Below are 13,415 nucleotides of genomic sequence, written 5' to 3' on the forward strand. Positions count from 1 at the left end.
ACCCCCCCCCCCCCCCCCCCCCCCCCCCCCCCCCCCCCCCCCCCCCCCCCCCCTCTTTCCCCCCCCCCCCCCCCCCCCTCCCCCCCCCCCCCCCCCCCCCGATAAAGCCATGTCACCCGCCCAGGCAGCTCCGTACCGCCTCGATCAGGCGGTTGGCGCGGGCGTCGCCGTGGCCGATCATGCGGTTGGCCACGTACCCGAAGCCCACCCCGAACTCGTCGTCGCCGAACGCGAACTGGCCGCCCGCGCCGTCGTTGCCGAAGCTGCGCGCGCCCAGCAGCGGGCGGAAGGCGGCCGAGTCGAGGAGGAAGCCCGAGCCCCAGCGCGCGCCGGCGTCGAAGCCCAGCCAGGAGTCCCCGGCCGAGAGCTCGCGGACCGCGTCGGTCACGGTGTCCGCCGTGAGCAGTCGCTCGCGGCCGTCGACGCCGGTGGCCGCCGCCGCGTACAGCGCGGCCAGGCCGTTCGCGGAGGCGACCGCGCCCGCGCCGGGCAGCTCCATGGCGTGCAGCGCCGGGTCGTTCCAGCCGTGCGGCTCGTCGAGGCCGGGGAAGGCCAGCGCGCCGTTCATCGTCACGATGCGGGTGAGCAGATGCTCGGGCCCCGGCATCGGAGGCCGCCCCTCGGCCTCCACGAGCCGGGCGACGTGGCCGGCCTCGGCGGCGGGCAGGCCGATCCAGGCCCGCAGCCCCAGCGGGTCGCCGACGGCCTGCCGGAAGTACGCGCCCGGGGTGAGCCCGGTGACGCGCCGCACGACCTCGCCGAGAAGGAATCCGAAGACGTGGCCGTGGTACTCGTATGCCGTGCCCGGCTCCCACAGCGGCCGCTGCTCCTCGATGGCGCTGATCACCGGCGTCCAGTCGGCGATCTCCTCGAAGGGGACCGTCCGGTCGAGGGCGGGGAGCCCCGCCCGGTGGCCCAGGACCATCCGGCAGGTGATGGATTCCTTGCCGTGCCGGGCGAACTCGGGCCAGTACCGGCTCACCGGCGCGTCGAGGTCCAGCCGCCCGTCCTGCGCAAGGAGATGGACGGCCAGGGAGACCAAGCCCTTGGCGCAGGAGAAGACCGGAACGACCGTGTCCACGTCCCACGGACGCCCCGTCCGCTCGTCCGCGACGCCGCCCCACAGGTCCACGACCTTGCGCCCGTCCACGAACACCGTGACGGCCGCGCCGAGTTCGGGGAACTCGGTGAAGTTCCGCGAGAAAGTGTCGGCGACGGCCCCGAATCGCTCGTCGGCCCATCCGCTGTACTGCCCCATGACGTCCCGTCCTCCGTATGGTCGTGCAGGGGCCGTCAGGGGCGTGAGCCCGCGCGCCCCGTGGTCGTCGGCCCGGACACGCTACGGCCGCTCCCACCGCCGTGACCAGCGATTTTTTACGGGCGTGAGCAACCCGGCAGCGCGGTCGCGGCCGGCATCCGACGCACCCCGACGCACCCCGAAGCGCGCCCCGCGGGCGTCGGGCCCCGTGCTCAGTGCGCGTTGTCGGTCGGCCGCAGGTTCCGGGGGATCCAGGCCCAGGCCATGGCCGCGGCAGCCAGCGCCAGCCCCCCGGCGATCAGGAAGGCCGGGGTGATCGCGCCCGTATAGGCGGTGGAGACGGTGTGCAGCAGGGCGTCCCCCGCCGATCCGCCGATCTGGTGCGCCACATGGGCCGCCTCGCCGACCGAGTCCCGTACCGAGTCGGTCGTCGGCCCGTCGAGGCCGAGCGCGGGCAGGCCGGTCCGGTACAGGGCGGTGGCCAGGCTGCCGAGGATGGCCACGCCGAGGGCCGCGCCCAGCTCGTAACAGGTCTCCTCGATGGCGGCGGCACCGCCCACGTCGGCGGCTGGAGTGGCCGCCATCAGGGTGACGGACGCGACGGTGGTGGCCACCCCGACCCCGAGCCCCAGCACCGCGAGGCCCACGGCGAGGGCCGGGTAGCCGATGTCGGTGAACCGCTGGACGGTCCACGGCAGCGCGAGCCCCACGGCCATCACGACCAGGCCGGTGCCCAGGACATGGCGGATGGGGAAGCGCTGCATCAGCGACGGTGTGATGACGGAGGTGGCGATCAGCCCGAGCGGCGCGGGCAGCAGCCGCAGCCCCGCGGTGAACGGGGTGAGGCCCTGCGCGTACTGGAGCCACTGCGTGGCCAGGAACAGCACCGCGCCCATGCCGACCATGCCCAGGAAGATGGCGGAGGCGGCGACCGAGAAGGAGCGGTTGGTGAACAGCCGCACCTGGAGCAGCGGGTTCTCCAGCCGCAGCTGGCGGCGGACGAAGACCGTCAGCGCGACGGCGGCCAGCAGCAGGAGCGCCCACGGCAGCGGGGCGGTCAGGCCGCTCTTGCCGAGCTGCTTGATGCCGCCCGCGAGGGCGAGCATGCCGACGATGGACTGACCCACGCCCCACCAGTCCCAGCCCCCGCCGCGCGGCGAGGACGACTCGGGCAGGAACCAGCCGCCCAGCGCGATGATCACGGCGGCGACCGGCAGGTTCAGCAGAAACGCCGACTGCCAGCCGAAGTCCTGTACGAGCAGCCCGCCGATGACGGGGCCGAGCGCCATGCCGCCGCCGAACACGGCCGCCCACACGGCGAACGCGAAGGCCCGCTCGCGGGCGTCGGTGAAGACGCTCCGCAGGATCGACAGCGTGGACGGCATGATCGCCGCACCGCCGACGCCCAGCAGGGCGCGGGCCGCGATCACATGCCACGCCTCGGTGGAGAAGACCGCCAGGAGCGAGGCGAGCGCGAAGATCGAGAACCCCGTGAGCAGCATCTTCTTACGTCCCCAGCGGTCGCCGAGCGCACCGGCGGTGACCAGCAGGCCGGACAGGGCCAGGGCGTAGACGTCAATGATCCACAGCTGTTCCACCGACCCGGGCTGGAGGTCGGAGACCAGGGAGGGGAACGCGACGTTGAGGATCGTGGTGTCCATCGCGATCAGCAGCAGGCTTCCCGACAGGATCGCGAGGACCAGCCAGCGCCGGGGGTCCAGCTGTCCGGTCGCGGGGAGGCGGGCGGCGGTTTGCATGAGGTTCCGTTCGAGGCGCGGTGGATTCACGCCGGTGCGATACGTGAATGCCTCTGATGATACATGCGTGTCTCATTCGGGGCGTATGACTCTCAGGTGTGTGACTCTCAGGCGTGTGGCTCTCAAGGGTTGAGGGCGTTCCTCTTCAATCGCGCGCCTTCATTGGATGCCATGCCGTCGCCGACCGCATCTCGACGGGGCGAGGCAGACGGCTGCGCGGACCGGGCGGGGCCGCTCGGTCCGCCTCGGCGATCTACGTGACGTGTCCGAATGACCACGTACCGTGCGACCCACTCGTTTCGGGGCCGCGGACCTTGGGCAGCGCTATGCCGGGATTCGTCGCGCCACGCAGCCCGTACACAGCACATACACCGGCGTGGCCCATCCGTCCCAGCTCACCCGCAGCTCATGTCGAGTCAGGAGTGGTTCATGGCCGCAGAGTCCAGCACGGGCGCCGGCGTGGAGACGACCTTCGAGGAGAAGGTTGCCTTCCAGCTGTCCGTCTACGCGAACCTGGTCGTCGGCGAGACCGGCGACGACCTGGAGGGCGTGCTCCGAGAGCGCATCCAGCGCTACCTCGACGCGAACCAGAAGGCCATCGGGCACTGGGAGATCGTCTGGGGGCCGGGCGTCAAGCAGTTCCGCACCGACCTCTACGCGGTCAACGCCCTGTACGTGGCCCGGAACGTGGACGACCCTACGCGCTACGCCATCGCCGTCGCCGGAACCAACGGCTTCGAGCCGTTCGAATGGCTCTTTGAGAACCTGCTCGTGCAGACGATCCCGTGGAGCCCCCTGCGCCCCCTCGCCCGGCTGACGCTCGGCACCGCCATCGGCCTGAACGTCCTCAAGCAGATCACCCCCTCCGGCGACCGGCCGGGCGCGGGCCTGACCCTGCGCCAGTTCCTCAAGGGGCTCCCGGACAAGAACATCCGCCTGACCGTCGCCGGACACAGCCTCGGCGGGGCCCTCGCGCCCGCGCTCGCCCTGTGGCTGCGCGACACCCAGCGCGTACCGGCGATCGGCGCCCAGTCCGGGTGGGACTTCCGCGAACTCGCCAAGATCTCGACCCTGTCGACCGCCGGCCCGACCCCGGGCAACCGCCGCTTCGCCCAGTACGTCGCCCAGCGGCTGGAGTCGGTCAGGCGCTACGCCAACCATCTGGACGTGGTGCCGAAGCTCTGGACCAACGCCACCATCGACGAGGCGAAGGGGTTCTACGCCTCCGACGGGCTGCCCGGCCCCGTCCCCTGGCTCTTCGATCTCGCCAAACTGTGGTCCTCCGGCGACTTCTACGGGCATCTGGACCCCGACTCGGAGCCGCTGCGCAGCCCGTTCGAATCGGGTCTGGTCGACCCCGGCAAGAGCGCCTGCGCGAACTTCGCCGCCCAACTGCTCCACCAGCACGAGACCGCCTACCGGCCGCACTTCGATCTCGACGGCCTGGAGTGGCCGGAGATCCGGCCGCCCGCCGAGACCGTCTGGACCCCGGGCCTGCGGCGGCTCTTCGAGACCACGGGCCATGACCTGCCGCCCGAGCTCGCACGCGTCCCCTCGCGCGGCCGCCCCGCCACCGCTCCCATCAGCGACCAGCCCGTGCAGATCCCCTCCGCCGACGACGCGGACGGCGCGGAGGCCGAGGACCTGGCGCAGTGGGTGGAGGCCGAGCTGGACTTCAGTACCGACACGGACTGACCGGCCGCCGGAGCGGTCGTACGGGCACGGGCGGGGCTGATCGCGGGCCGCTCCCGGGCCCCTGCGGCCGGGCGGTTGGGGGCAGGCAGCACCAGCCCCCGACCGCCCGGCCCGCCCCAGACGTCCCGACGTCCGGGCGGGCGGGGCCGGGTGGGCGGTCGGCCGGGCTCAGTAGGCTCCGTATCAGGGCTTCTGCGCCACCAGCAGATCCACCACGTATGTCTCCTCCACCATCCCCTCCGGGAAGAGCCCGCCCAGGACGGCCCGTTCCTCGATCAGGAACCGCGCCGTCCTGGCCTCGTCCAGGACGAGGAACGCCGAGTGGCTGGTGATGTTGGCGAGGTGGGTGTCGAGCGGGACGGAGCGGCTCCAGCGCACCATCCGCCGGGTGCAGGGGAGCCCGGCCAGCCCCGCGAGGCGGCCGGCGCGGGCGTCGTCGGGGCGCCGCCGGTCTTTGGGCTCCACCCCGCACGCGCGCGCGACACGCGCCTCCTGGGCGACGGCCCACGGTATGGCGGCGGAGTCCGTGTTCCACCACAGGGCGAGCGCGCCGCCGGGCCGCAGGACCCGCAGCGCTTCCGGCACGGAACGGGCGGGATCGGTCCAGTGCCAGGACTGGGCGTACGTCAGCAGGTCACGCGAGGCGGCCGCGAGCGGGAGCGCGTTGCCGTCGCCCCGTACGACCGGTACGTCCGGCAGCGCACGGCGGAACTCCGCGGCCATGCCGGCGCCCGGCTCCACGGCGACCACCTCCGCGCCGCGCTCCCGCAGCAGGGCGGTGGCGATGCCGGTACCCGCGCCGACATCCGCCACGCGGGCGCCTGCCAGGGGGAACCCGCCGATCTCCGCCACGGCGTCCAGCACGGAGGGCGGGTAGGAGGGCCGGTTGGCGGCGTACTGGGTGGCGGCCGAATCGAAGGAGCGGGCGCGTGAAAGAGAGGCCATGCCCTCATCCTCACGCGCCGCACCGAACAGCGCGACGGAGAATGATCGTTGGCGTGCCCGCCGGCGGAACCGCTCCTCGGCGTGAGCCCCGCGTCCCGGCCGATGGCTGACTGAACGACATACGGAGCCGGGCGGCCCTGCCCGCGGTCCTTTCCGGCAGAGGAAACACCACCGCCCGGACCTCCCGGACGCAGCCGAAGAGTGGCGTGCGTACAGGGAGGCCCGGGTGGTGAGGTGAGTGAGCGGTCCGTACGGCCGTACTACCGCAGCCGGGCCATCAGCGCGTGCTCAACCAAGGTGATCAACGCGCTCTTGGCCTCGCTGCGATGCCGGGCGTCCGTGATGATGATGGGCGCGTCGGGGCCGATCTGGAGTGCTTCGCGGACTTCTTCGGGGGTGTAGGGCTGGTGTCCGTCGAAGCCGTTGAGGGCGATGACGAAGGGGAGGCCGCTGTTCTCGAAGTAGTCGACGGCGGGGAAGCAGTCGGCGAGGCGGCGGGTGTCGACGAGGACGACGGCGCCGATGGCGCCGCGTACCAGGTCGTCCCACATGAACCAGAAGCGGTCCTGTCCGGGCGTGCCGAACAGGTACAGGATCAGATCCTGGTCCAAGGTGATGCGGCCGAAGTCCATGGCCACCGTCGTGGTGGTCTTGTCCGGCGCGTGGGTCAAGTCGTCGATCCCCGCGGAAGCGGAGGTCATCACGGCTTCGGTGCGCAGCGGGTTGATCTCCGAAACCGCGCCGACGAAGGTCGTCTTGCCCACGCCGAAGCCTCCCGCCACCACGATCTTCGCGGAGGTGGTGGAGCGGGCAGGTGGCTCGCCGCTAGAGCTTCCGAAGTCCACTGAGCACCCTTTCGAGCAGTGTCACGTCAGGCTGGCCGCCGGCGGTATCGTCGCCGCCGGGCTGATGGATGGCGACGAGCCCGGCCTCTGCCAAGTCGGCAACGAGGATTCGGGCCACGCCGAGGGGGATGGTGAGGAGTGCGGAGATCTCGGCGACCGACTTGATCTCGCGGCACAGGTGGCAGATGCGCTGGTGTTCCGGCAGCTGCCCCTGAAGTTGGGAGGGCTGGGCCGTGGTGTGCACCAGCGCCTCTATGGCGAGCTGGTAACGCGGCCTGGTCCGACCGCCGGTCATGGCATACGGCCTGACCAGCGGGTTGTGCTCGTCGCCCGCGGACGACGATGGCTCCGGCGCGTACCACGCGGGTTCCATCGGCTCGATGCGGTGCTCCGGGGATTCGGCGGGCGCGGCCGGTTCGTAGGGCGCGTACGCGCCCCGCTGTTCCCGCTGCTGCCATTGCCGCTGGCGGTCCAGGCGCTGCGGCCGCTGCGACTCGGGCTGTCGCGGGGGCTCCGGCGGGGCCTGGTGGCTCGGTGCGGAGGGGAAGTTGAAGCGCTTCAGCGGGGGCTCACCCTGCTGGCCATTTCCGTACGGGTATCCGCCGGGGGGCGTTGCCACGTCTTCCTCCTCCAACTTGCCTTATCGCTGCGGGGGCGCGCCACCGAACTTTAAGGCTCGGTGGCGCGAAACGCACTGCCTGTCTGCTAGTTGAGCAGGCTGCCCTGCAATTCGGCGCGGAGGTCGGGGGTCAGTACACTGCCGGTCCGGTCGACGAGCAGGGCCATTTCGTAGCCGACGAGGCCGATGTCGCACTCGGGGTGTGCGAGCACGGCCAGGGAAGAACCGTCGGACACGGACATGATGAAGAGGAAGCCGCGCTCCATCTCCACCACGGTCTGGTTGACGCTGCCGCCCTCGAAGATCCGGGAGGCCCCGGCGGTGAGGGAGGTCAGGCCGGAGGCGACCGCCGCCAACTGATCGGCACGGTCGCGCGGAAAGCCTTCGGACATCGCCAGTAGCAGTCCGTCGGCGGAGACCACGACCGTGTGGGAGACCCCTGGGGTGTTGTCCACGAAACCGGTGATCAACCAGTTCAGGTTCTGCGCCGCCTGGCTCATCGGGCTCACACTAACGCTCCTGATCGTAGGTGCTGCCGGGGCCGAAGCCCTGTAGGTCATTGTGCTCGGGGGAGCCGTTGTCGGTCCCCGCGTTGCGCCCTTGCTGGACACCGCGGCGCAGATTGCTCAGCCTGCCGCGAATGTCCTCCGGGGCGCGGGACAGCTGGGGGCCGCCCTGCGGTGTCTGCTCCGCGGTGCCCTCGACGAGGTTCGCCTTGGGCACCCGCCGGGGCAGACCGGAGGGGGTGACTCCGCCGGCCTTCGGCTCACGGAGCCGCTCGGCCTTCTGCCAGCGCTCGTCGTTCGCCGATTGCCAGTCGGGGGTCTCTCCCTGCGGAGGCTGCTCCGGCTCCCCTGCCGTTTCCTCGGGCTGCTGCCACTCCGTGCCGCGGCGCGGAAAGCCGGCGCCGGTCATCGGGTGGGAGCCGCTCGGGGAAACGCCCGGATGGTCAAACTCTACGCGCTCCCGGGCTGTTGCGTCAGCGCCGGATGCGGGCTCCGATTCCCTTCCGTAACCCTCGTCATACGCCGTCCCATACGACCCTGGCTCGCTCCACTCGCCCTGGTGAGCGGGGTGCTGAGCCTCTCCGTAAGCCGGTCCGGCGGGGCTCGCCGATCCCTCGAAAGGGGATTCCGGATACGCCGAGGGCTGCTCGGGGGAGGGGCTGTAGGACTGTGTGTGCGACTGACCGTACGAGGTCTCGTACGGCTGCTCGGGCTGCTTGTATGGCTGCTCGTACGACTGCTCGTACGGCCGCTCCTCGTGGACCGGCGAGCGGCCCGTCGAGTCGTTCCCCGAGTCGCCCGTCGCGGGCGCGCCGGGTGCGGTGGGGGAGTCTGTCACCCCGTACCGAGAGTCGTCGAAACCCAGTTCGGCGGCGCTGCGCCGGTCGTCCTCGGGCGGGCCGGGCCGCTCCGGCGCCACCCGTGAAACGGTGAAGCCGTCCTGAGGGCGCGCCTCCTCGCCGCCACCGCCGTGCGTGATCGGGTCCGGCAGCATCACCAGCGAGGTGGTGCCGCCCTGTTCTCCGGAGGGGCGCAACTGGACCCGGATGCCGTGCCGCTCCGAGAGCCGGCCGACCACGAACAGGCCCATCCGCTGGGAGACCGCGACGTCGACGCTGGGCGGGTTGGCGAGGCGGTGGTTGATGTCCGCGAAGTCCTCGGCGGTCAGGCCGATGCCCTTGTCATGGATCTCGACCATGACGCGGCCGTCCGGCAGCCGCGTCGCGGTCACCAAGACCTTCGTCTGCGGCGAGGAGAAGGCGGTGGCGTTCTCCAGCAGCTCCGCGAGCAGATGCACGAGGTCGGACACGGCCGTGCCGTGGATCTCGCAGTCCGCCACCCCGGTCAGCTCGATGCGGGCGTACGACTCCACCTCGGAGGAAGCGGCGCGCAACACGTCCGCGAGCGGCACCGGTTGGTCCCAGCGGCGGCCGGGCTCCTCGCCCGAGAGGACGAGCAGGTTCTCGCCGTTGCGGCGCATCCGGGTGGCCAGGTGGTCCAGCCGGAAGAGGCTCTCCAGCCGGCCCGGATCGGCCTCGCCGCTCTCCAGGCCGGAGATGAGCGTCAGCTGACCCGCGATCAGGCTCTGGTTGCGGCGCGAGAGGTTGGTGAAGATGGTGTTGACGTTGGACCGCAGCAGCGCCTGTTCGGCGGCGAGCCGCACGGCCTCGCGGTGCACCTGGTCGAAGGCGCGGGCCACCTCGCCGATCTCGTCGCGCGTGGTGACCGGGATCGGCAGCGCCCGGGTGTCCACCCGTTCCGGGTCCGTACGCGAGAGCTGGTCGACGACGGCCGGCAGCCGCTGCTCGGCGACCTCGAAGGCGGCGTTGCGCAGCCGCCGCATCGAGCGGCTCATCGAACGGGCCATCAGGCCGGACGCCACGAGGGCGACGAGCAGGGCGGCGGCTACGACGGCGGCGTTGACGATGGCGTCGCGCTCGGCGTCGGAGGAGATCCGCTGCGACTCGGTCAGCGCCTCGCCGACCAGCCCCTTCTCGACCGACCGGTAGGCGTCGAACGTCTCCGTCGACGTGGCGAACCACGTCGCGGGCGTGATCCCGGAGTCCTTCGCCTGCTGGGCGGAGATGGCATCGGCCATCTTGTCCTGGGCGTCCGTCTTGGTCCTGGCGGCGAGCGTGTCCCGCAGCCGCTTGACCTCGTCCGCGGTGCCGCCGGAGGTGTACTCGCCGAGCGCGGTCCGTTCCAGATACGTGTACGAGCCGAAGGCCGTCAGCTGGGTCCTGCGGTCCTTGGCGGACGGGCCGGGCTTCACCAGCAGGTGGGTGCCGATGGAGCGCTGAAGGGATTCAGCGGCCTTGGCCAGCGATATCGCGTAGACGGTACGGCCGTAGGCGGTGATGCCGCCGGTGTCCAGGCCCAGTTCGTTCGCGAACCCCATGAGCGGCTGCTGGACGGCGGTATAGCCCTCCTCGGTGCGCACCCCGCCCGCGGCGGCCCCGCTGTACGCGGACTCGCGCACCTTGGGCAGCGCCTTCTCGGCCTCGGCGAACGCCTTGAGGCGGCGGTTGAGACCGGGGGTGTCCGGCAGGTCCGCGGCGCGCTGGTCGAAGACCTTCTTCGCCGCGTTCGTCGCGTTCCGCGACTCCTTGACCGCCGGATCGTCGCTCTCGCCCGTCAGCAGCGGCTCCGCGCTGCGGTCCCGTTCGTCGAGCAGGGCCTGCCCGTACGCGGCCGCGGCCTGTACGAGCCGTGCCACGCGCTCCGCGTCCCGCGCCTGCCGCCAGGTGTCCAGCGACGACTTGAGGTTGAGGCCGCCGAAGGCGAGGGCGACCAGCACCGGTATGAGGAGGATGGCGGTCAGCCGGGTGGCGACGCGCCAGTTGCGGGGCGACCGGCGGCTACCGGTCGCGGGGGTCTCGGACACGTCGGCATACGATGCCGCCGCGCGCGGCGGCGGGGTGAAATTCCCCCGCGCCTGCTCCGCGGCGCTCGTTCTGCTTCGTCTCACTCGACCAACAACCCCTCGGCGTCGGCACCTGCGCGGTGCCGGTCTCCACCTGAGCCATTACCGCTCAGTTCCGGGAATTGCAGCACGTCAGGCGGGTGCATTCCAAACACCGTGGGCAACGGTGCGGGGGCTGGAAATGTCCAACATAAAACGGGCATTAAGAGCGTGCGGCGCCAAATGGCGGGGAAAATGTAGGCGGAGAGCAATCAACCGGACGCGACGTGTAGTCGCGCCCGGTCAATTCTCTGTCGAAACGTTATGAACACGGCAACGTGCTGTGACGCATCGCGGGGCCTGCCCGGAGCCGTTCCCGCCCGCTCCGTAGCGCCCCGTGCAACTGCCGCTCGCCCAGCGCTACTTGAGCCGCGCCATCAGCGCGTGCTCGACGAGCGTGATGAGCGCGCTCTTGGTCTCGCCGCGCTGTCGGGCATCGGTGGTGATGATGGGTGCGTCGGGGCCGATCTGGAGTGCTTCGCGGACTTCTTCGGGGGTGTAGGGCTGGTGTCCGTCGAAGCCGTTGAGGGCGATGACGAAGGGGAGGCCGCTGTTTTCGAAGTAGTCGACGGCGGGGAAGCAGTCGGCGAGGCGGCGGGTGTCGACGAGGACGACGGCGCCGATGGCGCCGCGTACCAGGTCGTCCCACATGAACCAGAAGCGGTCCTGTCCGGGCGTGCCGAACAGGTACAGGATCAGGTCGTCATCGAGCGTGATGCGGCCGAAATCCATCGCGACCGTGGTGGTCGTCTTGTCCTGCACGTGGCTGAGATCGTCGATCCCCGCGGAGGCGGAGGTCATCACGGCTTCGGTGCGCAGCGGGTTGATCTCCGAGACCGCGCCGACGAAGGTCGTCTTGCCCACGCCGAAGCCTCCCGCCACCACGATCTTCGCGGAGGTGGTGGAGCGGGCGGGCGCGGGCGACCCGCCGCTAGAGCTTCCGAAGTCCACTGAGCACCCTTTCGAGCAGTGTCACATCCGGCGTCCCGCCGGACTCGCCGCTGCCGCCCGGCTGGTGGATCGCCACCATCCCGGCCTCCGCCAGATCCGCGACCAGAATCCGGGCCACGCCGAGCGGCATGCTCAGCAGCGCGGAGATCTCCGCCACCGACTTGACCTCACGGCACAGGTGGCAGATCCGCTGGTGCTCGGGGAGCAGGCCCTGCAGGTGGACCGGGTCGGCCGTGGAGCTGACCAGCGCCTCGATGGCGAGCTGGTAACGCGGCCGGGTCCGGCCTCCCGTCATGGCGTAGGGGCGGACCAGCGGCTGGTCGCCTTCGTTCCCGTACGGCGCGTGATGAGAGGCGCCGTACGGGCCGGGCGAGACGGGCGGGGTCATTGATCCTCCGGGCGGGACAGCAGGATGGCAATAATGCCGTCGAGCGGGGGCCGGTGGGGGCTTTTCGGCCGTACGGTCGGACGGACGGACGGTGGGCGGACGGTCAATTGAGCAGGCTGCCCTGCAATTCGGCGCGGAGGTCGGGCGTCAGGACAGTGCCCGCCCGGTCGACGAGCAGGGCCATTTCGTAGCCGACGAGGCCGATGTCGCACTCGGGGTGAGCGAGCACGGCCAGCGAAGAACCGTCGGACACGGACATGATGAAGAGGAAGCCGCGCTCCATCTCCACCACGGTCTGGTTGACGCTGCCGCCCTCGAAGATCCGGGAGGCCCCGGCGGTGAGGGAGGTCAGGCCGGAGGCGACCGCCGCCAACTGATCGGCACGGTCACGCGGGAACCCCTCGGACATCGCCAGGAGCAGCCCGTCGGCGGAGACCACCACCGTGTGGGACACCCCCGGGGTGTTGTCCACGAAGTTGGTGATCAACCAGTTCAGATTCTGCGCCGCCTGGCTCATCGGACTCAACTAACGCTCCTGCTGGTAAGTGGGGTCAATGCCGTGGTTGCCGGTGGTCTGGCCGTTGCCGGCCTGACGCCCCTGCTGGATACCGCGGCGAAGATTGGTCAGCCGCCCGCGCACGTCGTCCGGCGCACGGGAGACCTGCGGGCCGGTCGGATGGGACTGCTGCTGCGCGGTCCCCTCCACGAGATTCGCCCGCGGCACGCGCCGCGGCAGCCCGGACGAGGTGATGCCGCCCGCGGCCGGTTCGCGTATCTGCTCGGCCCGCCGCCAGCGCTCGTCGTTGGGCGAACTGCGCCAGCTGTCGTTGGGAGCAACCGGTTCCAGGCCCGGGTCCTGATCCTGGCCCTGGTCGTGGCCCTGGCCCTGTGCCGGCAGCGGCTGCTGGGGCGGAGCCTGCGGCTCACGCCGGGGCAGGCCCTGCACCGGTGCCGGTGCAGGTGCGGGCGCTTGCGGCGTGGGCTGCTCCGGTGCGGAGCCGCCGTCCTCCTGGGGGTTGTTGAACCAGTCCGACTCCAGCGCCTCGAACAGGGGCGTCCGTCCGTCCCCGGGCCCCGCGGGAGGCAACGCGCCTTCCTGCGTGGGGACGGGGAACTCGCCGCTGTGCCCGTCGTGCCGGTTGTGCTGCGCACCGCTCGGCTGCCCACCGCCTGGCTGCCCACCGCGGGTGGGGAGCCGGCCTTGCGGGAACTGGCCGGTGCCGGCGGGGTCGCCGGGTCCACCGTGACCGGGCTGGCCCGGCCGCCCCTGGGCGTACTCGCCGGTGTCGCCGGGGCCGCCGACGCGGGGGAACTGCGAGGTGCCGCCGGGGCCGTCCGCGCCCTGGCCGGGCTGTGCGTACTGGCCGGTGTCGTTGCGTCCGCCCTGCTCGGGCTGGGCGAACTGGCCGGTGTCGTTGCGGCGGGGCTGCGGGAACTGGCCCGTGTCGTTGCGTCCGCCCTGGTTGGGCTGTGCGTACTCGCCGGTGTC

At 71.5% G+C, this 13,415-nt stretch carries 11 protein-coding genes and 1 pseudogene; 1 reads left to right on the forward strand and 11 read right to left on the reverse strand.

The annotated features are described in order from the left end of the window. Positions 1–112 precede the first annotated feature (112 nt). Together AC07AB_RS19310 and AC07AB_RS19315 are read right to left on the reverse strand one after the other, a co-directional pair. The gene (locus tag AC07AB_RS19310) at positions 113–1,258 is read right to left on the reverse strand and encodes a serine hydrolase domain-containing protein (protein ID WP_478568122.1); all 1,146 of its coding nucleotides are present in this window, start codon (positions 1,256–1,258) and stop codon (positions 113–115) included. Positions 1,259–1,470: 212 nt separating this feature from the next. Beyond that, a complete protein-coding gene (locus tag AC07AB_RS19315) occupies positions 1,471–3,015 on the reverse strand; it encodes an MFS transporter (protein ID WP_478568125.1) in 1,545 nt (514 codons plus the stop codon). A 429-nt stretch (positions 3,016–3,444) separates the two neighbouring features. Here AC07AB_RS19315 and AC07AB_RS19320 point away from each other — a divergent pair, with 429 nt between their 5' ends. Next, complete coding sequence (locus AC07AB_RS19320) at positions 3,445–4,710, forward strand: lipase family protein (RefSeq protein WP_478568128.1); 1,266 nt, start codon at positions 3,445–3,447, stop codon at positions 4,708–4,710. A 183-nt stretch (positions 4,711–4,893) separates the two neighbouring features. On the opposite strand, the gene AC07AB_RS19325 is transcribed toward AC07AB_RS19320, so the two are convergent. The 9 genes and pseudogenes from AC07AB_RS19325 to AC07AB_RS19365 all read right to left on the reverse strand — a co-directional run. Next, a complete protein-coding gene (locus AC07AB_RS19325; protein WP_478568131.1) occupies positions 4,894–5,655 on the reverse strand; it encodes a class I SAM-dependent methyltransferase in 762 nt (253 codons plus the stop codon). Positions 5,656–5,915: 260 nt separating this feature from the next. Further along, a complete protein-coding gene (locus AC07AB_RS19330; RefSeq protein ID WP_478568134.1) occupies positions 5,916–6,500 on the reverse strand; it encodes a GTP-binding protein in 585 nt (194 codons plus the stop codon). Further along, on the reverse strand, positions 6,481–7,119 hold the full coding sequence (locus tag AC07AB_RS19335) for a DUF742 domain-containing protein (RefSeq protein WP_478568137.1): 639 nt from the start codon (positions 7,117–7,119) through the stop codon (positions 6,481–6,483). The genes AC07AB_RS19330 and AC07AB_RS19335 overlap by 20 nt, the downstream gene beginning before the upstream one ends. An 86-nt stretch (positions 7,120–7,205) precedes the next feature. Continuing rightward, positions 7,206–7,619, reverse strand: a complete 414-nt coding sequence (locus tag AC07AB_RS19340; protein ID WP_030884783.1) for a roadblock/LC7 domain-containing protein — start codon at positions 7,617–7,619, stop codon at positions 7,206–7,208. Positions 7,620–7,629: 10 nt separating this feature from the next. Next, positions 7,630–10,593, reverse strand: coding sequence for a nitrate- and nitrite sensing domain-containing protein (locus tag AC07AB_RS19345; protein ID WP_478568140.1), 2,964 nt, complete (start codon positions 10,591–10,593; stop codon positions 7,630–7,632). 354 nt (positions 10,594–10,947) lie between these two features. Then, positions 10,948–11,538, reverse strand: a complete 591-nt coding sequence (locus AC07AB_RS19350; RefSeq protein WP_363230002.1) for a GTP-binding protein — start codon at positions 11,536–11,538, stop codon at positions 10,948–10,950. Further along, positions 11,519–11,926: a DUF742 domain-containing protein gene (locus AC07AB_RS19355; RefSeq protein WP_030884787.1), complete on the reverse strand. Its 408-nt coding sequence runs from the start codon at positions 11,924–11,926 to the stop codon at positions 11,519–11,521. The genes AC07AB_RS19350 and AC07AB_RS19355 overlap by 20 nt, the downstream gene beginning before the upstream one ends. Positions 11,927–12,029: 103 nt before the next feature. Beyond that, positions 12,030–12,443 (reverse strand): roadblock/LC7 domain-containing protein, encoded by a 414-nt coding sequence (locus tag AC07AB_RS19360; protein WP_136742879.1) that lies wholly within the window; start codon positions 12,441–12,443, stop codon positions 12,030–12,032. Positions 12,444–12,452: 9 nt separating this feature from the next. Then, positions 12,453–13,415: pseudogene (locus tag AC07AB_RS19365) on the reverse strand (histidine kinase); the annotation flags it as partial.

The sequence above is a fragment of the Streptomyces sp. NPDC044033 genome (assembly GCF_056434425.1).

Coding starts and splice junctions, on each gene's coding strand:
- AC07AB_RS19320 (WP_478568128.1), top strand. CDS start 3,445: ATGGCCGCAGAGTCCAGCACGGGCGCCGGCGTGGAGACGACCTTCGAG.
- AC07AB_RS19355 (WP_030884787.1), bottom strand. CDS start 11,926: ATGACCCCGCCCGTCTCGCCCGGCCCGTACGGCGCCTCTCATCACGCG.
- AC07AB_RS19360 (WP_136742879.1), bottom strand. CDS start 12,443: ATGAGCCAGGCGGCGCAGAATCTGAACTGGTTGATCACCAACTTCGTG.
- AC07AB_RS19310 (WP_478568122.1), bottom strand. CDS start 1,258: ATGGGGCAGTACAGCGGATGGGCCGACGAGCGATTCGGGGCCGTCGCC.
- AC07AB_RS19340 (WP_030884783.1), bottom strand. CDS start 7,619: ATGAGCCAGGCGGCGCAGAACCTGAACTGGTTGATCACCGGTTTCGTG.
- AC07AB_RS19315 (WP_478568125.1), bottom strand. CDS start 3,015: ATGCAAACCGCCGCCCGCCTCCCCGCGACCGGACAGCTGGACCCCCGG.
- AC07AB_RS19325 (WP_478568131.1), bottom strand. CDS start 5,655: ATGGCCTCTCTTTCACGCGCCCGCTCCTTCGATTCGGCCGCCACCCAG.